The organism is Leptospira fluminis (assembly GCF_004771275.1).
Lineage (GTDB): Bacteria > Spirochaetota > Leptospiria > Leptospirales > Leptospiraceae > Leptospira_B > Leptospira_B fluminis.
The window spans coordinates 117,721-137,566 of record NZ_RQEV01000003.1 but is presented as its reverse complement, the minus strand read 5'-3'; the positions used below and the strand labels follow the sequence as shown (position 1 = coordinate 137,566).

Here is a 19,846-nt window from a genome sequence, read left to right as displayed (position 1 = left end):
ACCGATGAAATTTCCGACTCCTTCCCCCGTTCATCTGGGCCTCGCCTTTTTTCTCTCTTTTTTCCTGCTTTTGTACCAATCCGTTTTGGAACGTGCGGGAACGAAAGATTTGTACCCTTATACTCTTAAGATTTATTATCCGAAATCCCAGGGAATCCGGCCGGGGACTTCCGTCAGTGTCCTAGGCGTGGAGAAGGGACTCGTCCGGGATGTTGACGTAGTGCCTATCGAAGACGTACCTGACAGACGCTTCTTGGATCCTCTGCGAAAAAAAGCGGTGGAGATCACGATTCGTTTAGCGGATCCGATCACTCTGTACGCGAATTATAATATCAGCTTTCGTACGAAAACCGTCTTATCCGGAAGGACTATCGATATAGATCCGGGCAGCGCGGAGTTGGATCAGAAAATGGGATTTTTCAATCCGACCTATAAGGAGGGAGAAGAACGCGCCCCCGACTTTGCTCCTTCCGCGAAATATTACGACGATTTTTTTGCGGCTTCCACGGGAATCATAAGAGAGAACGAAAAGGACATTAACCTCACTTTCAAAAACCTTTTCGAAGTCTCGGAAAAACTCAAAGGCAATCGGGGAAGCATTCCCAGAATTTTAAACGACGACGACATTCATGATAATATCGCCGAAACCATGCTGGATATGCGTCTGTTCGGAGACGATGCCAGAAGGTATACGGAAGGTTACCGCAAATTGGAACGTTCCGCTCCGGTTCCATTTTCGATCAACCTCTACCGAAGAACCACCTTGATCGGAAGCATCTCCGACAATCTCTATTTCAACCGTCTCTGATCCGAAAAAGCCGGGTAGGACGGCGTTTCCTGCCGATGGAAAATCTATGAAAGTCGCAGTGATCCACGATTGGCTAAACGGAATGCGTGGCGGAGAAGTCGTCCTGGATTCCCTTCTGAAAATCTACCCGGAAGCCGATCTGTTTACGTTATTTTACGAACCCGGAAAACTGAACGAAAGGATAGAAAATAGAAGAATTATCACCGCGTTTACCGACCGGCTTCCCTTTAAATCCAAATACAGGTGGTATCTTCCGTTATTTCCCACGGCCATCGAATCTTTGGATCTCCGGGGTTACGACCTGGTGCTTTCCTCCTCTCATTGCGTGGCCAAAGGAGTGATTTGCGATCCGGATGCGATTCATGTGAGTTACGTACATTCTCCTATGCGCTACGTTTGGGATCTGTATTACGATTATTTTCCGGCGAGAAAAGGACCTAAGTTTTTTCTCTTTCAGGCGGTCTCCAATTATTTAAGGACCTGGGATGCCGTCTCCGCCGCAAGGGTGGATAGTTTTCTGGCGAACTCAGCGTTCGTAGCACGCCGCATCTTGAAATTTTATAGAAGAGAAGCGAAGGTGGTTCCACCCCCTTGTCTACCGAAAGGCTTTAAAGTGAAACAGACGCAAAAGGAGGATTTCGATCTGATCGTATCCGCTTTTGCGCCTTACAAAAGGATCGATTTGGCCATCGAGGCGTATCGTAAAAACGGTCGGACCTTAAAGATCCTGGGGAGCGGACAGGAATACAAAAATCTGGCAAAGATACTTCCTCCGAACGTGGAAATTCTCCCCCATCGCCCTAGACAGGAAGTTTTGGAGTACATGGCCAAAGCCCAGGTCTTTGTGTTTCCGGGTATGGAGGATTTCGGAATCGCTCCCGTCGAAGCCCAAGGAAGCTGCACTCCCGTCGTTGCCTTCGGCAAGGGAGGAGCGCTAGAAACCGTCGTAAACGGAAAAACGGGGGTGTTTTTCGGGGAACAGACGGTAGAATCTTTGAATTCGGCCCTTTTGAAGGCGATCTCCTCGGTATGGAAGCCGCGGGATTTTCAAACCTCTGTGGACCGTTTTACGGAGGAAAAATTCATTATCCAAATCTCCAGGATGGTCGATTCTATGAACAAGAACTCCCGTGCGAGGAAGGGAAATTGATAACCCTGCACCGTTTAAAAGGGACGGAATTCGTCCTGAACGCGTCTCATATCGAATGTATCGAAGCCAATCCCGATACTACGATCACGCTTTTCAACGATAGGAAATACGTGGTCCAAGAGAGCGTTCCGCAGGTGATCGAAAAGATCATCGAGTTCAAAAAGAGGATATTAGTCTTTCCGGTAGGCTCTTCTCCCGACCAATTTAAGAAGGTAGATTAAGCGATCATGGATATAGCATCGATCATAGGTCTCGGTTCCGCATTAGTCGTTGTTGCCTTCGGAATTCTTTCCGCGGGGTTAAACCCGATAGATATCGTGGACATACCCTCCGTTTTGATTACGTTCGGAGGTGCGACAGCCTGTACGATCATGGCTGTTCCCTGGCAATCGACCTTGGACGTGGGAAAAATCACCCGTAAAGCGTTTCGAGAGGAAAAAAGCGACCTGGTGGAATTGATCAAAACGTTGGTATCTTTTTCCGAAAAGGCGAGGAGAGAAGGCCTTCTCGCTCTGGAAGACGACGTGAACGAACTTCCGGAGGAATTCCTTAGGAAAGGGATCACTTTGGTAGTGGACGGGACGGACCCGGAACTTGTCCGAAATATTATGGAAACGGAAATGGGAAACATCGCCTCCCGTCATTCGCAAGGAAAAGCATGGTGGGAAAACTGGGGCGCTTTGGCTCCGGCTTTCGGGATGATCGGAACCTTGATCGGATTGGTGCAGATGCTCAAGAACCTTGGATCCGGGGATCCGAGCGCGATCGGAACTGGTATGGCAGCCGCCTTGATCACGACTCTTTACGGATCGATGGGAGCCAACATGTTCGCGATTCCCATTATGAAAAAATTGATCCGCAAATCGGAAGACGAATTGTTAATTAAGCAAATCATGATCGAAGGAACTCTTTCCATTCAGTCGGGAGATAACCCCAGGATCGTAAAGGACAAACTGGCTAGCTTCCTGCCTCCATCGGAAAGGGGAGTATTGAAAGACGAAGGGGATTGATCCTCTCGGTAAATCTTTTCTCAGGTTGGAAATCCTATGGCACAGCAAAAATGTCCGGAATGCATTCAGAACATCCCCGAATACATGCTTACCTACGGGGACATGGTGACTCTGCTATTATGCTTTTTCATTATGTTGTATAAAACCGGTAAGACGAACGCGATCGAAATGCAGATCATTCTTTCCGCGTTCAAGACGACGACGGGTTTTTTTGACGGAGGTCAGACTCTTTCCAAGGGCAAGTTGGAAGAGATGGGGATGAATATAGAAAGTCTCCCTTCCATGACTACGGGAAAAGCGCTTTCCAAGTCCAAGAAGACCGCGACCGAATTGTTTAAGCCGGAAATCGAAGCCGGAAAAGTACGTGTGACGGAAGACGAGAGAGGATTGGTGATCAGTTTGGTGGGAGCGGATTATTTCGGTCCGGGTTCCGCGATCCTAAACGAACCTATCAAATCCACGTTAAAAAAGGCCAGCGGTCTGATCAAGAATCTGGAACGCTTCGTACGAGTGGAAGGACACTGTGATGCGGATGCCGTCGTCCCCGGCGCGAATCCGAACCGTGAAGAAAGAGCCTACCTGAACAATTGGGATTTGGCGGGAGCGAGGGCGATCAATTCCACCGACTATATGGTCGGAGTCGGTAGATTGGATCCGAGTTGGTTGCAGGCGGTCAGTTTCGGATCCTATCGTCCTTTGGCGTTGGAATACGAAGGGACTCCGGAAGCGAAAGCCTTTAATAGAAGGATAGACATCGTAATTTTAACGGAAAAATCCACAAAACGTGGACCGCACGAATCCAATTACGGATTGCCGAAGAGTCGGGTACCGGGCTCCGAGACTTCCACGGAAAGCGGATTTTAAAAGAGAAAAAGGAGAGGTGACCCATGGGTGATCCCGAAATAGACGAAGAAGAAGGCGGCGTCCCTGCCGCGGACGCCGGAGCCGGTTCTTCTCCGCTTATAAAATGGCTGATTTACATCGCCGGAGCTGTGTTCGGTATTATCATCGTCGTGCTCGTATCCATGTTCGTGGCAAAACAGGCCGCTACTAGTACGTTCCGCGAAATGAAGAACGTTTCGTTGGTCAAACCTCCTCCTCCTTTGGTAACCTTCGCCTTTCAGGAGGAATTCAGGATCAACACCGCCGATAAGGGAGAAACCCACTTCGTAAAAATGAAACTTTCTTTCGGCGTCGCGAAGGATGATACGAAGATCACTAACGAGTTGGCGGAACGGATCGCTCAGATGCGGGATTTGGTCAATCTTATCGTGGGAAGGAAGACCAAAGACGATCTGATAGATGTGGAGGACCAGCTCGATTTGCGGGAAGAAATCAAGGCGCAGATCAACCACATACTCTCGGAGGGTAAGATCCAGGAAGTATATTTCACGGAATTTATCGTCAACTGATGTCTTCCCCCAAGGTTTTAGGAGTCATACCTGCAAGGTTCGGGAGTTCTAGGTTTCCCGGAAAACCTTTGGCTCTCATCGGAGATATCCCGATGATCCTTTGGACGTATAAGAATTCCTTAAAGTCATCCCTTATAGACGAGCTTGTTGTTGCCACCGACGACGAGAGGATTCTCATGACCGTTTTGGATAACGGAGGAAACGCGGTAATGACCGCGACCGATCATCCTTCCGGCACGGATCGGATCCGCGAGGTGGCGGGCAGATTTCCGGATTTCGGAGTCGTCGTCAATATCCAGGGAGACGAGCCGGGAATCGAATCGGAACTGATCGACGGAGTTGCGAAACTCAAAATAGAAAGAAAAAGTTGGGAAATGACGACTGCTGCGGTCCCTTTGGAGGATTCCGAGATAGGAGATCCGAACCGAGTAAAAGTAGTGATGGAACGATCCGGTCGCGCGCTTTATTTTTCCCGCTCCGCGATTCCCAGCCAATTTAAGAAGACGGTTCCCGCATATCGTCATTTGGGGATTTACGCGTATGATCGGGATTTTTTAACGGGATATCCTGATCTCCCCGCGAGCCCTCTGGAGGAATCCGAATCCCTGGAACAGTTGAGGGCTTTGGAAGCGGGATATTCCATCGGAGTCTATGTCGCAAAACGAGCCGCGTTAAGCGTTGATACCCCTAAGGATCTGGAGTCGGTGATCGCCGATTTTAGGGCCAAGGGATTGATTTAGAATTTAAGAAAAAGTGAATACTTTGTTCGACGGATGATTTTCCGCCGGATTTATCGCGAACGTTATCCTAAAGCTTCCTGCAAGGTGTTATGGATGAGCACGAAATCGGTCAATCCTACGATATCCATGACTTTACGAAAATGATCGTTTAACCCCGCAAATTCGATCTTAGCGGAGGATTCCGAGGCTTTTGTGATCAAGCTGATCAACGTTGCCAACCCGGCGGAATTGATATAAGAAGTGCCATGGAAATTCAGGATCACTCTAGTTCTGCGTATTTCCGGAATCGAATGATATTTGGTGAGAATATCTTCGTCCGCTTCGGAAGTGATTTCGCCGGAGATATGCAAAACCGGTACGGACGGCTCTAAGTCCACGGTTATTTTGAATTCGTCAGACATACGCCTTATTTATCACAAAGACCTTCTCCACAAGCGAGAGTCAACCCCGTTTCATCCGCTTTTGGAAGTTCGGGCTGCCATTTTGCCGTCTCGGAATCAGGTATAGTGTTCTAACTCCTGAGGAGACAGTTGGTCAAAAATTTCACCGCATTTGGAACATTGAAAGCGGACCTCTTTCGGCTTGGAGGAAATACCGAAAAGGATGAGGAACCAGGCCGAATTAGAATAGGTTTTGATTACTTTTGTCAGGGAGGAATTTCTGTCCGTTCCGCAAGACTGACAATGGGGAGTTTGCAATCCGTTCACCGTTCCAGAATCGATCGGGGGCGGAAAAGTTCCAGAAGAAAAGCCTTCCTGAGAAAAGAAAAGGGCGGGGTTGCCCGCCCTTTCGGAGATCAGTTTTGATTGAGATAGATTACGTATTTTGCGACTAATTTGAGTTTTTCGTCGCCGAGATATTTGAACGCAACCATAGTACCGCCCGGGATTCCGTTATTTAACGTTTTTAGAATGCCCGCTTCGGTAGGACCGTTTTTCCATTCTTTGGCAGGAGCTTTATAATTGCGAGGCTTCGGATTCAGGTTTGCCGCAGCAAGGCCGTCTCCAGCTCCCTTTTCTCCATGACAGGATGCGCAATTCGCGGCAAAGATTTCCTTTCCTTGTTCCAATTCCGGAGTTAAAGCCGGAGCAGCGCTTGCGGTAGTCGGAGCGGCCGCTTCTTTTTTGGATTCATTCTTATCACCACAGTTCAAAACCAGAGCCAAGGCAAAGATGGAGGCCGAGGCGGAAATTAATAGAGCCCTTTTTTTCATGGATCTCTCCTTTTTCAGGATTCCATCTTTCCTCGTTCGGATTCGGAAGCAAAGGAATTTTTTGTCACAGAAACGTCCGGCTTAAAGACAGGCCCGGTTTTTTCCTCGAACCTGTCGAATTGCACGGGTAAATCGATACGCACGGATTCCGTTATCGGCCTGCCTTCGAATTCCCCTTCCAGGATTCCCAGAGTCTTGGCTCCTTCCTTCAGATCTACAACGACAAGAACGTAAGGCGCTTTGGATGCAAGATGGCCGAAACCGACTTGCACCACCGTATAGGTATAAATTTTTCCCTTTCCGCTAAAAATCGATTCTTCCCAGGTATCAGACCCGCAAAGCATACAAGTTGAGACGGATTCTGCGGTTTCAAATCCGCAGGATCCGCATTTTTTACCTTTGAGAACGTTCGACTTTGCGGTTTCCATCGACGATCGGTTCGGATTACATTCCTATTCCGGCGCCGCCGTCTACGCGTAGATACGTTCCCGTAATATAGGAAGCTTTGTCGGATAGAAAGAATTCGACGGCGTTGGCGATCTCTTGTTGGGTTCCGGGTCTTTTCAAAGGAATGAACATAGGATCCGTCAATTTTTTTTGCACGTCTTCCGGTAGGGAAGCGGTCATGTCCGTCTGAACATAACCGGGACATACTGCGTTGACTAGGACTCCGCGACCTGAGAATTCTCTCGCAGCCACTTTCGTCAGTGCGATGACTGCCGCTTTGGAAGCGGAGTAATTCGCTTGTCCAGGTTGTCCGGTCAGCCCCGAGAGGGAAGAAATGTTCACGATCCTTCCGGAAGAGGATTTTAAGAGCAATTTGGAAGCGGACTTAGTCATCAGGAACACACCTTTCGCGTTCACGTCCATAACGAAGTCGAATTCCTGCTCGCTCATCCGGATAAAGAGATTGTCCTTAAGTACGCCTGCGTTATTCACCAGAAAGTCCAGCTTACCGAACTTATCTTTCACGCCCGAAATCACCGCGTCGCAGTCTTCCGGCTTGGTCACGTTTGCCGAAAGACCCAGAGCTTGGACTCCGAATTCTTTCGCGATCTCGGCCGCCGCCTGTACGATATGTTCCTGATTTAGATCCACTACGACGATATCGCCGCCTTCTTTCGCGATCGTATTCGCGATCGCCCGTCCTAATCCTCTAGGGGAAGCGGCTCCGGTTACTAATGCGACTTTGCCTTGGAATTGTTTTGACATCGGAATCCTCTTGATAACTTGGAATTATTTCCGCCTTCGGAAACGTTTCTTTTAGATTGTTTTTACGAAAGTAGAACGATTGTTCTGGTTTAACTTCGCTTAAACCTGTTCTCTCGACAAGGAAAATTCATTCGTTTATTCCTAGGATAAAACGGTGTTCGGTCGTATTGAACGTTTGTTCTTCTTTCCTGCCGATCTTACTATATTATACTATTGCTAATTTATCGCCCCCTTCTAAAAAGGAATCATGTCTGATCAGATTCCTCTGGTCCAAATCGGGCCTGTCCAAGCCGCCTGGATAAAAGGCGATCCGGAAGCTCCGTATGTGATCTTATTTCACGGGTACGGTGCGAACGCGTACGATCTTCTTCCCCTTTATTCTTATCTGGATGTTCCCGAGGGAACGAATTTCCTTTTTCCGAACGGTATTCTGGAGATACCGATTATGCCCGGTTATTACGGGAGAGCCTGGTTTCCGATCGATATGGAAGCGTTACAGAGGGCGATGGTGGCCGGAGGAACCAGGGATCTTTCCGATCGTTCTCCGGACGGTTTGATCGAAGCGCGCACAAAGGTCGAGGAAATGATAGAACGACTGGGAGTTCCGATGGATCGCATCGTTTTGGGAGGCTTCAGCCAAGGGGCCATGCTCGCTACCGAACTTTTCCTTTGTTCCGAAAAGAAACCGAAAGGGCTGCTGATCCTGTCCGGAACCTTATTGGATAAGGACCGGTGGTCCGGGCTGGCCGCGACGACTCCCGGATTTTCCTTTTTTCAAAGCCACGGAAGAAACGATCCTGTTCTGGGCTATCCTGCCGCAAAGAGGTTGGAAACTTTGTTAAAAGAAGCGGGCTGGAAGGGGGATTTATTGGCGTTTCCTGGTGGACACGAAATCCCGGAAGTGGTACTCCTCGGTATGAACCGCTACCTGAAAGAACTCTTCCAATGACGTATCTGATCGAAAAATATATCGCGTTAAAGAATAAATATCGCAACTACGATACGAAGGAAGCCCTAAAGAGAATGCAGGCGTTCCGAATCGCGTTGAAGGAATTGGAAGACAAAGGATTTCGGACCGGAGTGGAAATTTTGGGTTCCATCAATTTCGGAATCGTGGAGCCTTCCTCGGATATCGATTGTATCCTTCTGCATTACTGCGATCTGCACAAGGACGAATGTCCGGAGTATTGTCCGAATTTTCTGTACGAATCCGAGGAGATCAAGACCAGTCTCAGAAAACGTCTGAAAGACGAGCACCTGAAGGTGGAATTCCTGGATTGCATCAATCTCAGGATGGTGGAAAAGGCGTTGGAATCCGGGCATTTGAAGGAGCACGAGGTTCTGCGAAGACTCCTGTTTTACAGGACGATCGGTCGACCTGTAAACCGCCCCTTGTTCATTCCTTATTGCGAAAAATTGGAGGAAAATGAGGAATACATCAAGGAAATTCTAGAATGGGGATCCGAAGCCTTGCGTTCCTACCTCGGAACTTCCAGGCATAGATTTTCGTTTAACAAATATAACGAAAGGATAGAAAGTTCCGGATTGCAGTTGCCTCACGGATTAAAGGAGGAACTCGCGAGTTATCTGGAGCAAGGGGAAACGATTCCCTAGATTCAAAAATCGCCTCCCATCGGTCGAAGATTCAGCACTTTGTCAATGGGAAGAGGTCTTGGCGCTTTCCGTGATCTGGACCGGGTCGGCGAGGTGTCGTATATCCATACCGGTATTTAGACGCACCAATTCTTCGGCGATATTGACCGCGTAATCTCCGGTACGTTCTATCCCTAAAATGATCCTGTATAAATCCGCGAATTGGTTTTTGTCCAATCGGGGATCCATTACGAATTTTAAAAAGGCTCCGTTGCAAAGATTATTCAATTCCTCTTCCACAGTATGCACGGAACCGTAAAAACGATTCTTTTCCTCCACTAAGGATTCCACAGCCATTCCAACCAAGGTCACGACCCGGGACATCATTTTGTCCAGGATCTCCTCTTGGCGAAAAAACCCCTTGGGTAAGAGCCCTCTCCGATAACAGGTGGCGCAGTTTACGATCTGGTCACCCATCCGTTCCAGGTTTCGGTTGATCCGGATCGCGGAAAGAGCGAAGCGTAGCGGATCTTTTTTTAGAACGACTTCGATATCCACTTGGTCCATTCCTAGAAGGTTCCGATTCGCAATCGCTTCTAGGATCGCATTTTGGGAAAGGTTATCGTTCTGTTTTTCCAGGTTATCGATCAGGTCGTCCCGCTCTATGATCTGTTTGGCTAAGTCCGGATTTTCCTTTTCGATTACGTCGTCGAAGATCAAAATCTGCTCCAGGCAAAGCTCCGCCATTGCATATAGATTCCGTCTGAGATAATCGAACTTGGAAGAAGCCATGGGAAAAAATGTTTATCAGAAGATTCACATAAATTGGGGAACGGTCAAGTGGATTTTTTCAGTTGCACCGGACGCCCTCTTCCGGCGTCCTTTTTTCCGTCATAGAAAGGAAATAATGCTACAATGAGTCGCAGACCGTTCTGTAATCCTATAAATATATAGTTTTTGTAATATTAAGGAAGACTCTTCAGCAAAAGCAGGAGCATGGATCCGAAAGAGACATACTGGAGAAAAAAACCGGTAAATCTTACATTTACCGGCCACACGCCTCCGCCGCTGAGATGGGCACAACTCTGCAGAACCCTGGCAGCAAAAACGATCCAGGCAAGTAGATCGAATATCGCTTGGTCCGGATCCAAAATCGCTCCGGCAAAAACCAAAACGGCAAAGATAGGGAGATTTTCCAGACAATTCAAATGCGCCCGGTTTAGTCTCCAATAAAAGTCGCTACCGTGTTGTATCCAGGCCGGGAATTCGTTCGATTTCTTTTTTCCTGTCAAGACTTGGGAGACTCGGAAGAGAATGACTCCGAGGCCTAGTAAAAGAGTCCAACCGGTGAAAGATAAAAGAGCGTGTAAAGAATCGTACATGGTCCCATACTGAATCTCTACTTGTCGGAGCTGGCAAGAAGAATTTCAAATGTCGGCATTGAAGCGCCTCCGAACGCTTTACGATCGCATCTTTTGAGCGAATCCGATTTTTAGTCCCCGTCAGCGTTGGAAGGCAATGCCGGAACCCCTAAAATGGGTAGCAAATCCGTTGTGAACAACGCTTTTAGATTTTTCAGTTTCGTCCAAAGAGGACTAACCTGGTTGGAAATCGTCGAACTCCCAGCGGTGATGTCCGCGTAGAGGTCCGAATTTCCGGTGACCTTGGTCTGCAAAGTGCTCTTTAAATCCGAAATCGAACTCCTGATGCTCGCGTCTAAAGTCGGATTTAGTGCCGATACTATGGAAGAAAGCGTCTTTGCCTGAGAATCCCCGGAATTTCCGGAATAGGCGAGGTCCATTCCGGAGAGATTGTCCAGCAGGTCTTGGTACGCATTTCTGGAAAAGATGGCCTCCGTCTGGTACGAGCGGGCCACTCCTGCGGAACTTACGCTCAGTCCGGCGGGGGTCGCGGTTTTTTGGTCTCGCATTACTTCCGTTAGGTTGGCCATCTTTGTCAAATACGTATTAAAAGAGTCGCGCTGGGAAAGAAAATAACCGGTTCCGGCGACGTAATTCCCAAGAAAATTCCCTCCGTACGGCTGCCATTGGGTGTTTAACGCCGTTGCATCGTCGGAAATGACCAAGGCCAATGCTTGCAGATAATCTAATCTTCTTTGGTATCCCGAATTGGAACTGTTCGCCGCTATGATATTCGCGTTACTGGAAACGGTTGCATCGTTTCCGTCGGAACTGAAAATCAACATTTCCAAGGCTTCGAATCCCCGGCGAATCGAGCTATAGTTTAACACGTTGGTTTCGTTGATGGTCGGAAAACTCGTCGTATTGGATAGAACTGCGGAGATATTGCTCCATTTCGGTCTCTGGGCCTTTTCGAATCCGTCCAGATTCGTGTAATAGTACCCGGGTGGGTTCTCCGCAGGACCGAAATAAAAGACTTCCGCTTTCTTTAAGGAGGTTCTTGCGGTTTTCCAAGCCTGCTGTAGGATTACGAGCTTGGTCGTATTCGTCGGATCCGCATAATACGCCTGTGCGGCCGTCTTCAAGGCCGAGGTCGTGGTCTGTAGATTTTGGAATGCTGGGAGGACGAGGCTGTTTCCGGAATAGGTCAGAAATTCGGTGTAAGAAGGCTGGAGAGCCAACAAGGCCGCAATCGTGGAAGAGTCCGATCCGGAATGAGGAGTGCAGGCGATATCCAAGGTCATGCTTCCCAATACCAAAGCCGAGCCGAACGCCTTTCGTGTGATTAATTCAAAAATTTTCATATTCATGCCGCCGTTAAAGGGAATTTAGGAACTTAATGAGGTTGCTTCTGTCTGAAGCCGAGAGTAGCTGGAATTTGTTTCTGGCTCCTGCTCCTTCGCCCGCGTGCCAGAGGATCGCTTCTTCCAATCCGTTTGCCCGTCCGTCGTGCAGAAACCTTTGGTGACCGTTGGTTACCGAGACGAGCCCGATTCCCCAGAGAGGAGGAGTCCTCCATTCACTACCGGTCGCGTCGAAGTCGGATCTTCCGTCGGCCAATCCCGATCCCATATCGTGTAAAAGTAGATCCGTATAAGGTTTGATGAACTGGGAAGAATTCTCCTGAAAATCGGAGACGGTTCCCGTGAGCACCAACGGTTTGTGACAGGACGCACAACCTATGGAAACGAAGGTCTGTTTGCCAAGGACCACTTGCGGATCGTTTACGGACCTTCTTCCTGGGATTCCCAATACTCGATTCCAAAAAATGACCCCGCTCGTGACTCCCGTTCCGATTTCCGGATCTCCGGTTCCATTAGCCGAGTCTAGACAGATTGTCTGAATGGCGGGACAATTGTCCGTGGAATTCAAAGGGCTTGTGATTCCGATATCTCCGAGAAAGGCATCCTGGTTTTGCTGGGCGACGCTAGGCTCGTTGGCCTTCCATCCGAATCTCCCTAACAATTTTTGGCCGCCGGCGGTATCCCAAACATAATTCGGTTTTCCTGATATACCATCTCCATCCAAATCGTTGGGGTCGGCCCAGGAAAGGATGGTGCTCTCCGGAATCGCTTCCAGCAATCCCAGACCCGCAATCTGAGAAGCTATTCTGGGGGAGAAATGAAATCCTCCGGAGGCGGAAGTCGGATCGCTGAAATTCCAACCCGAAAAACTGTACGTAGGTTGGGAGAGATAGACGACGGTTCCGTCCGGATAAGTGGTTCCTGAACATGTGGAACAAACCGGGGCGGCCACCGAAGAGTAGCTCACGGAAGCGTGTCCTTCGGCAGGCGTCGCCGCAACCGTATGAGAACTAGGATGAAGATTCGTAAAGCCTCCGATCCCTTGGTGGTTGAGCTGGAGCCCGTAATTGTCCGTCGGAATCGGTCCCCCGGTAACGGAGTTCGCTCCGTCCTTGGAAAGTCGGACCAATAGGGCGACGGCTCCGTCCAAGGAGCCGCCATAGACTGCGGGTGTGGCTCCGTTGTTAGGCGGTGCTCCTCTTCCTGATCTTTGATGGCAGGCTTGACAGGAGCTGGCATTGAAAGTGGGTCCTTTTCCGCTTAAGGCACTGTTTCCTTCTTGGGTCCAGTTCGTGTTGAAGAAGGTGTTCCCAACGTTGAATTGTGTGGACCCTCCGTCCCGCAGGTTCGCAACCGGAAACGTAAATGCATTGCTTGTGGTGTCGAAAACGGTGGTCCAACCTCCGGAGTATGCTTCTCCCGGATCCTGGTTGATCATGGCCAAAAGAAGAACCAATTCGTTTCCGTCGGACTTATTGTTGCGGTTACAATTCGAAAGAAGAAGTCCGAATAAGACAAAGAAACTAACAAGAATCAGTCGATGTTTCCGACGATTCGGCCTATTTTCTTTTTTCTTTTGGAAGAGGAGGGAAATTCGATTACAGTTCATATTTTTTCGTTTTCCGACCGAACGGATCGATTCGGTCGGGTTGTTTTTCCTATCAGTTATTGCTAAAGTCGGTGATCGTAATTCCGAGAGATGAGGCGGCTGCCACGATACTTTTTTTGAGTCGGTCTCCGACTAAGACCTGTACATTTTGGAGAGTCGGATAGTCGGCACTCTGCGAGCCCGGAAATCCGTTGAATCCATCCATAATGATCTGATCGTAGCGTCCTACGATGGATCCGCTCTGACAGGAGGAGGCGAAGTTCGGGTCGGCGGATTGTTCCCCATTGTTGATGCAGAACGCGTCCCTTGCTTGAGTGATCTGGGATTGAGCGACTCCCTGATTTAAACTACCTAAAAGTGCGGATAGTCCCGGTCCGGTGCTTGTGGGCGAATTCTTTACCAAAGTATAACTTCCCGTCCAGAGGTTGAGGACTCCTTGGGCATCGTAGTAAAAGTCGGCTTTGGTGGTGTCGCTGAAGCAGGAATGCTCGTGTTCCTGATCGTGAGAGTAAATCCCTTGGAGCCTATCGCCTCCCCATTCTCCGGCGATGAATTTTCCCAAACCTCGAAATACTTTGCTAAGCGAAGTGTTGGAATCCGCGGTAAACGTTTGCCTGTATGCTCCGGGAGCGGAGGACGTTCCCCAGGAATCGCGCACTAATTTTAAATGGCCGACTAAAGCATCAGTCACCGTTTTCATAAAGGCCGCCCGGTTTGTCCCGGTTCCTCCGTTCGTTCCTCCTTGTCCGTTGCTATTACAGGTAGTGGGAGAGGCGGTAAAGCAAGTGGAATCCGCCAATCCCGCCACTTGGTTATAAGCCTGCGGGCTTCCGGACTTGTCCTGGCCCCAAAGCAGATATTCTATCGCATGCCAACCGGTTAAAACAATGGTCGTACTGTCCGTGTTCCCAGAAGAGGCTAGGGTTAAACTTCCGTTCTTGGCGAGAATGGCGGCAAAGCTCGTGGAGTCGTTTCCGTTCTGGACATAATTGTCTATCGCAATTTCGTCTAACGGCCAAGAATTGAGTAGAGTTTGACAATCGTACGTGGTATCTCCGACGTAGTTCGTTCCCGCTCCGCAGCCCTGCCATCCGATGCTGGAAAGGTTGGCCTGGTCTATAGGACCTCCGGAAAAACGAAATGCTTCGGTGACTAGATAAGAAGCTCGGGCAACGATCCACGCGTTTTTGGCCGCACTTAGGTTGGCGGCATTCGGCGTCGTTTTTAGGGTATTTACCGCCGTCTGAAGTGCGATAGCATCCTGATAACTCTTATTATAGGATTCGTAGGCTAAGTCCGCGTATCGAACCACTACCTGGTCTCGGGAGGCGGAGGGGAGGCTCCCCAGAACCATGGCCGTCGACAGATTCGAATCGTTTTTCTTTTCGTGCGTACAGGAGAAAAAAATTCCGCCTAATAGAACGGAAATACGGATCGCTCGGATCCAGATCTGTGCATTTGCATTACGCATCTTTTAGCTCCTAAATTGCCCGATCGATTTGCAGGAAAAATCCCCGACAGGGAGTCCTGTCGGGTCCAGAGAGATGAACTGTGGGGATGACTCCCTCCGACTTCCTTCTCGGAGAATCGGCTTGATAATGCAGATGAGAATCATTCTCATAAAAAGCAAGCAATTTTTCCCTCTCTTTCTCAAAGCCACCAGGCGATTTTTATTTTTGATATTGAGGATGATTCTCAGTTATTTTAGCTCCGGTTTCTGTCAACAGGTTTCCCCAAAAATTTTTGCCGGAAATTTGATTCCAAGATCGGTGGGAGGGACTTGGAATTCCGGCTCGACGGGCGGACGGAAATACATAGTTTTGCGTATTATGGAAATTCCTCCTTATTCCCCAGGTGCTTGGCAGGCTGCGGTGGCCGGTTATGCCGGAGAAATCCGACGCATCGGTCATGAAAGATCCCCTTTTTGGCTTTTGGTACGCACTTTTGCATCTGCGGCGTGCGAGGCGGACGATCCTGAATCGTTTTACGACGTACTGGATACGGGATTTGCCAGGGAACTGACCGAACAGGATGAAGTACGTTTCGACGAGGTTTTATCGAACTATCTGGACCAAGCGACTGCTATCTTGGTCGCGATCTCGGAAGCGTACAACGAAGAGGACGAGGAGAAGGCGGAGGCGGTTACGGACGAAGCCATTTCCGGGATCTTGGCCGGATTAAAGGATGCCGGCATTCATACGATGGCCGATTCGGATCTGATCGAAGTCGCGGTTAATATCCTGAATACCCGCCTTGCGTTATACGAGGTTCCGGTGGACGAAAATTTCGGCCTCGATAGTCTGAACGGGATTTCCGACGAGGAAGAGCGGAATATCCTGGAACCTTTCGTTTCCTTTATATTAGAAGATTATAAAACGATTGAGGATCAGGAGGAAAGGTTCGCTCTTCTGATGCAGATCCTATTCGACACTCTTTGGGCCCTATTCTATCTGGGTTTGGAAGAGGACGAAGAGGAGTCGGAGTAGAATCCGCATTTCCGGAGTTCTAACTCTCCGCAGGATTTCCATCCGAAATCGTCTCTTTCGAAGACATCCGTTTCGTTTCCTCGCGGAAACAAACGATGCAGATGATCCCGCTGAAAAATGCGAGAAGAGAACTCGTGATAAAGGGAGCGCCCGGAAAATACGGGGATGCTCCCGTTCTTGTGAAATAAGAGAATAGGTTCGTCATCAATACCGGGCCGATGATGGACGTTATTCCCATAATGCTTCCCATCATTCCCTGCAACTCCCCTTGTTCGTTTGCCGGAACGTGGTTAGAAACGTATCCTTGTATGGCAGGGGTCGCCAAAAAAGCTATGGAAAACGGAATGAGCAGAACGTACATCATCCAGCCTTCCGAAGCGATTGCGAATAGGACGCTAACCACGATCACCGCGGAAATTCCCAGATACGTCGTGTTTTTTTGACCGAACTTCGGTATGACGATCCTGAGTAGGAAGCCCTGAACGAAAGCGATCGTGATCCCTACTACTCCCAGGGAATATCCCACCTGCTCCGCATCCCATGCGAATTTTTGCATCGTATAATACGTCCAAGTCGATTCGCAGGAATGGTTCGCGATGAACAGAAGAGCTACCGAAAGAAGAAGTCCGGAATTGGCCCCCGGAAGTCGATTCAATTGGACCAAAGAACCTACCGGATTCGCTCGTTTCCATTCGAATTTTCTACGATTCGATTCGGCCAAGGATTCCGGAAGTACCAAATAGCCGTAGATCCAATTGATAAAGGAAAGTCCTGCGGCGACCATAAAGGGCGCTCTCGGTCCGAATTGGCTGAAGATCCCTCCGATCACGGGACCGACGATGAATCCTACTCCGAACGCGGCTCCGATTAGTCCGAAGTTTTGGGATCTTTTTTCCGGCGGACTGATATCCGCGATGTATGCGCCGGCAGCGCTGTAGCTCGCGCCGGTCAGTCCGGAAACGATTCTTCCTAAAAATAACCACCAAATGTTCGGGGCAAACGCAAGAAAAACGTAATCTACACCCAATCCGAACAGGGAGGAAAGCAGAACCGGTCTACGTCCGAAACGATCACTCAATCCGCCCAGAATCGGAGCGAAAATGAATTGGGTGAATGCGTAGGCGAAAGTCAGCCATCCTCCGTACAAGGAAGCCTGACTCAGATCTCCGCCTATCAGTTGTTCGATGAGTTGCGGAATGACGGGCACGATGATCCCGAAACCGGTAAAGTCGATCAAGAGGGTGATCAATACGAATCTTAGGGCGTTCTTAGGAGCTACTGTCATTGGGATGCATACGTCCTTAAAAGTATTCCGGCAAGAGCGGCTCCGCAAAACGGAGCTAAGATCGGAATCCAAGCGTATTCCCAGCGGGAAGATCCTTTTCCAGGAATCGGCAGCAGGAAATGCGCTAGTCTAGGTCCGAAATCGCGCGCGGGGTTAATGGCGTATCCGGTGGTTCCTCCCATGGAAAGTCCTATACTCCAAACCAATAGCCCGACCAAAAATGCGCCGAGGTGGGAAGTCAGACCCTTGATTTGAGGAGAAAAGATCGCATACACTCCTAAGATTAAAACGAAGGTTCCGAGGAATTCGCTGAAGAAGTTGGAGAACTTATGCCGGATCGCAGGCTCCGTGGAAAAAATCGCTAAAATTCTCAGCGGATCCTTCGTTTCTTTCCAGTGGGGAAGGTAGTGTAGAGTCACAAAGACGGAACCGAGAAAAGCTCCGAGTATCTGGGCAGTCGTGTAGGGGGCGAGTTTGGAAAAATCGCCGGATTGGATCGAAAATGCGAGCGTGACCGCCGGGTTTAAATGCGCGTCTGGGCTTCCGAACGCATTCGCCGTCAGGATGCCGATCAAAACGGCAAATGCCCAACCTGCCGTAATTACGATCCATCCGCTGTCTTTCGCTTTGGAATGCTCCAAAAGAGCTCCGGCGACGACTCCGTTGCCTAATAGAATCAAAACAAACGTTCCTAAAAATTCGCCCAGAAAAGGGGAAGACATATGATCCTCCGAGAGGACACAAAGATCTTCCGCCGGAGCGATTCCGCAACCCGTTTCTTGTCTTAGCTTTTCGGATCGGATCCACCCACCGCTCTCGAAGCGGAGCTTCGAATCAATGATTCATTTTATCCAAACGGAATTCCCTGCTGGGAGTAAGGTGGCAGATCCTATGCCCCGAAAAATAATCGGCCGCCATGAACTCCTGGAAGTCGCAGTTCGTAATGGACGCGCCTAAGATAGCGCCCTCGCAATCGTGCAAGGCGCTAGTCTTGAAATACTGATCTCCTTCGTCGGACGGGGCCAACGTGGGGTTTTGGGAAATCACTTCGGAGACAAGAGAGGATACGTTTCCGTAATTGCTTGGTTGTCCCCCCGATGCGAGGCATTTCAACATTCCTGTTTCGAATAGAAGTTTTTTTGCGTCCTTTTGGCTGGTATAATGAGTATCTCCTTTCATGCATCCGCTCGATGCCGAGGCGAGAATAATAAGAATGAATAAGGTTGAGTTTATACGAATATGATACATGAATATATCCTTATATTTTTCCGTTTACCAGATCTCGAACCTTGGTGTAAGTGAGATATTCGGTATAGGCGTCTATGAGTTCCCCTTGGGTCCGTAGAAGGTTTCGGAACGCCTCCCTAAAATCCAAGAGGTTTCCCTGGTAATTCGCATAACGGCTTCTCGCCACTTCATAGCCGGTCTTGGCCAGTTCCACTTCGTTCCTAAGATGCTTGATTCTTAATATCGCGGAATCGATCGTCTTGCTCAGCCCCACGTTCAGCTCCGCTACCTTCTTACGAGCGGCCTCCAATTCCTTTCGCTTAGCGGAAAGTTCGTGTTCGGCTGCCTTCACTTCCCGAACCGTTTTGAGTCCTTCGAAAACCGGAACCACGAAGGAAAGGTTGGCGGAATAATTCGAATAGGGAACCAACCTGGCTTCCTTGAAAGTACCTACGGAGTAGGACGATTTCAATTCGGGCATAAAGTCCGCCTTGGAGCGATCCAGTTTGGCTTCTGCGGCTATGACTTCCATTTTAACGCGGCTTACGATCGGCGACGAATCGTACTGGTCACCGATTCCTAGGGAAGGTTCCATCCGGTTCGATCCGGACGATTCTTCGGTCTCCGATAATTTTCCCAAATGGATGGAAGTGATGGACGGACAGGAGATGGAGGTCCAATCCTCCTGGATCAAGAGACCTAGTTCCTCTCTTCCTTTTTTCAATCTGAGTTCGTAGTCGTCCGTCTGGGTTTTGATCTGTTCCACCTGAGCCTCGACTAGGTATTTGTCCACGATGGACTTTTGTCCGTTACGTACGAATCTGAGAGCCTCTCTCCGGATCATATCCAGATCGTCCGTCAATCCGGACCAAAGCTCCATCATGCTCCGATTTCGGGAGCAGGAGTAATAACTTCTGATGGAGGTGTCCAAGACCTCGAGTCGGGTAAGCCTGATCTCTTCCCTTTTTCCTTTCGCTTGGCTTTCGGCGTACTTCAGATCGTTGGACCTTCTGCCCCAATCGTAAAGAGTGTATTGTCCCCAAATACCTGCGGAAGGTCCGGCGTGAAAGGGGGAGACCATCACGCCTCGAGGAACCATGACGCCCGGCTCGCCGAACGAACCCGGTAGCCCGGAGGTGATCATTCCGGACGCGTAAGCCGTAGGCATGTAGGCGGCCTTTGCCACTCCTATCCCTTCTTCGGCCTGCTTTGCCAGGAAAATTTTTGCGGCCACGTCCGGGCTCGTTTTTTCCGCCTTGAGCATGAAGTCTTCCACGGTAAGGATCGTTTCCGAATCCGAATAGAGGGTGGTGGAGCCAACGAGCGAAAGTATTATAAAAATCTTAATTGTAGATCCGAGTCTGCGTTTCATTTTA

Annotated in this window: 24 protein-coding genes; 10 read left to right on the top strand and 14 right to left on the bottom strand. The window is 49.3% G+C overall.

Annotated elements, in window-relative coordinates; translation table 11 throughout:
* Positions 1-4: 4 nt before the first annotated feature.
* Genes EHO61_RS02575 through kdsB form a run of 7 tightly spaced genes read left to right on the top strand, consistent with a single transcriptional unit; the run spans position 5 to position 5,120 of the window.
* Positions 5-808: an MlaD family protein gene (locus EHO61_RS02575; protein ID WP_135812074.1), complete on the top strand. Its 804-nt coding sequence runs from the start codon at positions 5-7 to the stop codon at positions 806-808.
* Positions 809-854: 46 nt separating this feature from the next.
* Complete coding sequence (locus EHO61_RS02570; protein ID WP_135812073.1) at positions 855-1,958, top strand: glycosyltransferase; 1,104 nt, start codon at positions 855-857, stop codon at positions 1,956-1,958.
* The gene (locus EHO61_RS17320; RefSeq protein ID WP_135767496.1) at positions 1,955-2,179 is read left to right on the top strand and encodes a flagellar FlbD family protein; all 225 of its coding nucleotides are present in this window, start codon (positions 1,955-1,957) and stop codon (positions 2,177-2,179) included. Before EHO61_RS02570 ends, EHO61_RS17320 begins: the two co-directional genes overlap by 4 nt.
* 6 nt (positions 2,180-2,185) lie before the next feature.
* The gene (locus EHO61_RS02565; RefSeq protein WP_135767497.1) at positions 2,186-2,968 is read left to right on the top strand and encodes a motility protein A; all 783 of its coding nucleotides are present in this window, start codon (positions 2,186-2,188) and stop codon (positions 2,966-2,968) included.
* Between the two features lie 36 nt (positions 2,969-3,004).
* Positions 3,005-3,832 carry a flagellar motor protein MotB gene (gene motB, locus EHO61_RS02560; RefSeq protein WP_135812072.1) on the top strand — a complete coding sequence of 276 codons (828 nt, stop codon included), beginning with the start codon at positions 3,005-3,007 and terminating at the stop codon, positions 3,830-3,832.
* Positions 3,833-3,855: 23 nt separating this feature from the next.
* On the top strand, positions 3,856-4,380 hold the full coding sequence (locus tag EHO61_RS02555; protein ID WP_135767499.1) for a flagellar basal body-associated FliL family protein: 525 nt from the start codon (positions 3,856-3,858) through the stop codon (positions 4,378-4,380).
* A complete protein-coding gene (kdsB, locus tag EHO61_RS02550; RefSeq protein ID WP_135812071.1) occupies positions 4,380-5,120 on the top strand; it encodes a 3-deoxy-manno-octulosonate cytidylyltransferase in 741 nt (246 codons plus the stop codon). The genes EHO61_RS02555 and kdsB overlap by 1 nt, the downstream gene beginning before the upstream one ends.
* A 62-nt stretch (positions 5,121-5,182) precedes the next feature.
* Here kdsB and EHO61_RS02545 read toward each other — a convergent pair whose 3' ends face one another.
* The 5 genes from EHO61_RS02545 to EHO61_RS02525 form a co-directional block, all read right to left on the bottom strand.
* On the bottom strand, positions 5,183-5,521 hold the full coding sequence (locus tag EHO61_RS02545; protein ID WP_135812070.1) for an STAS domain-containing protein: 339 nt from the start codon (positions 5,519-5,521) through the stop codon (positions 5,183-5,185).
* Positions 5,522-5,617: 96 nt separating this feature from the next.
* Positions 5,618-5,827, bottom strand: a complete 210-nt coding sequence (locus tag EHO61_RS17315) for a hypothetical protein (protein ID WP_135812069.1) — start codon at positions 5,825-5,827, stop codon at positions 5,618-5,620.
* Positions 5,828-5,916: 89 nt separating this feature from the next.
* The gene (locus tag EHO61_RS02535) at positions 5,917-6,333 is read right to left on the bottom strand and encodes a c-type cytochrome (protein WP_135812068.1); all 417 of its coding nucleotides are present in this window, start codon (positions 6,331-6,333) and stop codon (positions 5,917-5,919) included.
* Between the two features lie 14 nt (positions 6,334-6,347).
* Positions 6,348-6,761, bottom strand: a complete 414-nt coding sequence (locus tag EHO61_RS02530) for a Zn-ribbon domain-containing OB-fold protein (RefSeq protein ID WP_135812067.1) — start codon at positions 6,759-6,761, stop codon at positions 6,348-6,350.
* 16 nt (positions 6,762-6,777) lie between these two features.
* Positions 6,778-7,545 (bottom strand): glucose 1-dehydrogenase, encoded by a 768-nt coding sequence (locus EHO61_RS02525; RefSeq protein WP_135812066.1) that lies wholly within the window; start codon positions 7,543-7,545, stop codon positions 6,778-6,780.
* Positions 7,546-7,792: 247 nt separating this feature from the next.
* Here EHO61_RS02525 and EHO61_RS02520 point away from each other — a divergent pair, with 247 nt between their 5' ends.
* On the top strand, positions 7,793-8,494 hold the full coding sequence (locus tag EHO61_RS02520) for an alpha/beta hydrolase (protein ID WP_135812065.1): 702 nt from the start codon (positions 7,793-7,795) through the stop codon (positions 8,492-8,494).
* The gene (locus tag EHO61_RS02515; protein ID WP_135812064.1) at positions 8,491-9,159 is read left to right on the top strand and encodes a hypothetical protein; all 669 of its coding nucleotides are present in this window, start codon (positions 8,491-8,493) and stop codon (positions 9,157-9,159) included. Before EHO61_RS02520 ends, EHO61_RS02515 begins: the two co-directional genes overlap by 4 nt.
* Before the next feature lie 42 nt (positions 9,160-9,201).
* On the opposite strand, the gene EHO61_RS02510 is transcribed toward EHO61_RS02515, so the two are convergent.
* The 5 genes from EHO61_RS02510 to EHO61_RS02490 form a co-directional block, all read right to left on the bottom strand.
* On the bottom strand, positions 9,202-9,930 hold the full coding sequence (locus EHO61_RS02510; RefSeq protein ID WP_135812063.1) for a phosphate signaling complex PhoU family protein: 729 nt from the start codon (positions 9,928-9,930) through the stop codon (positions 9,202-9,204).
* A 173-nt stretch (positions 9,931-10,103) separates the two neighbouring features.
* A complete protein-coding gene (locus EHO61_RS02505) occupies positions 10,104-10,520 on the bottom strand; it encodes an MAPEG family protein (RefSeq protein ID WP_135812062.1) in 417 nt (138 codons plus the stop codon).
* Between the two features lie 110 nt (positions 10,521-10,630).
* A complete protein-coding gene (locus EHO61_RS02500) occupies positions 10,631-11,863 on the bottom strand; it encodes an imelysin family protein (RefSeq protein ID WP_135812061.1) in 1,233 nt (410 codons plus the stop codon).
* Between the two features lie 13 nt (positions 11,864-11,876).
* Positions 11,877-13,472 (bottom strand): di-heme oxidoreductase family protein, encoded by a 1,596-nt coding sequence (locus EHO61_RS02495; RefSeq protein WP_135812060.1) that lies wholly within the window; start codon positions 13,470-13,472, stop codon positions 11,877-11,879.
* A 52-nt stretch (positions 13,473-13,524) separates the two neighbouring features.
* On the bottom strand, positions 13,525-14,943 hold the full coding sequence (locus EHO61_RS02490) for an imelysin family protein (RefSeq protein ID WP_135812059.1): 1,419 nt from the start codon (positions 14,941-14,943) through the stop codon (positions 13,525-13,527).
* A gap of 358 nt (positions 14,944-15,301) precedes the next feature.
* Between EHO61_RS02490 and EHO61_RS02485 the strand changes: the two genes are divergently transcribed.
* A complete protein-coding gene (locus EHO61_RS02485) occupies positions 15,302-15,958 on the top strand; it encodes a hypothetical protein (protein WP_135812552.1) in 657 nt (218 codons plus the stop codon).
* Positions 15,959-15,977: 19 nt separating this feature from the next.
* Here the strand turns inward: EHO61_RS02485 and EHO61_RS02480 are convergent, their stop codons facing one another.
* The 4 genes from EHO61_RS02480 to EHO61_RS02465 all read right to left on the bottom strand — a co-directional run bounded on the left by EHO61_RS02480 (position 15,978) and on the right by EHO61_RS02465 (position 19,842).
* Positions 15,978-17,243 carry a TCR/Tet family MFS transporter gene (locus EHO61_RS02480; protein WP_135812058.1) on the bottom strand — a complete coding sequence of 422 codons (1,266 nt, stop codon included), beginning with the start codon at positions 17,241-17,243 and terminating at the stop codon, positions 15,978-15,980.
* Positions 17,240-17,965: an MIP/aquaporin family protein gene (locus tag EHO61_RS02475; RefSeq protein WP_135812057.1), complete on the bottom strand. Its 726-nt coding sequence runs from the start codon at positions 17,963-17,965 to the stop codon at positions 17,240-17,242. The genes EHO61_RS02480 and EHO61_RS02475 overlap by 4 nt, the downstream gene beginning before the upstream one ends.
* A 112-nt stretch (positions 17,966-18,077) precedes the next feature.
* Positions 18,078-18,422, bottom strand: coding sequence for a hypothetical protein (locus tag EHO61_RS02470; protein ID WP_135812056.1), 345 nt, complete (start codon positions 18,420-18,422; stop codon positions 18,078-18,080).
* A 79-nt stretch (positions 18,423-18,501) separates the two neighbouring features.
* Complete coding sequence (locus EHO61_RS02465) at positions 18,502-19,842, bottom strand: TolC family protein (RefSeq protein ID WP_135812055.1); 1,341 nt, start codon at positions 19,840-19,842, stop codon at positions 18,502-18,504.
* Positions 19,843-19,846: the final 4 nt, after the last annotated feature.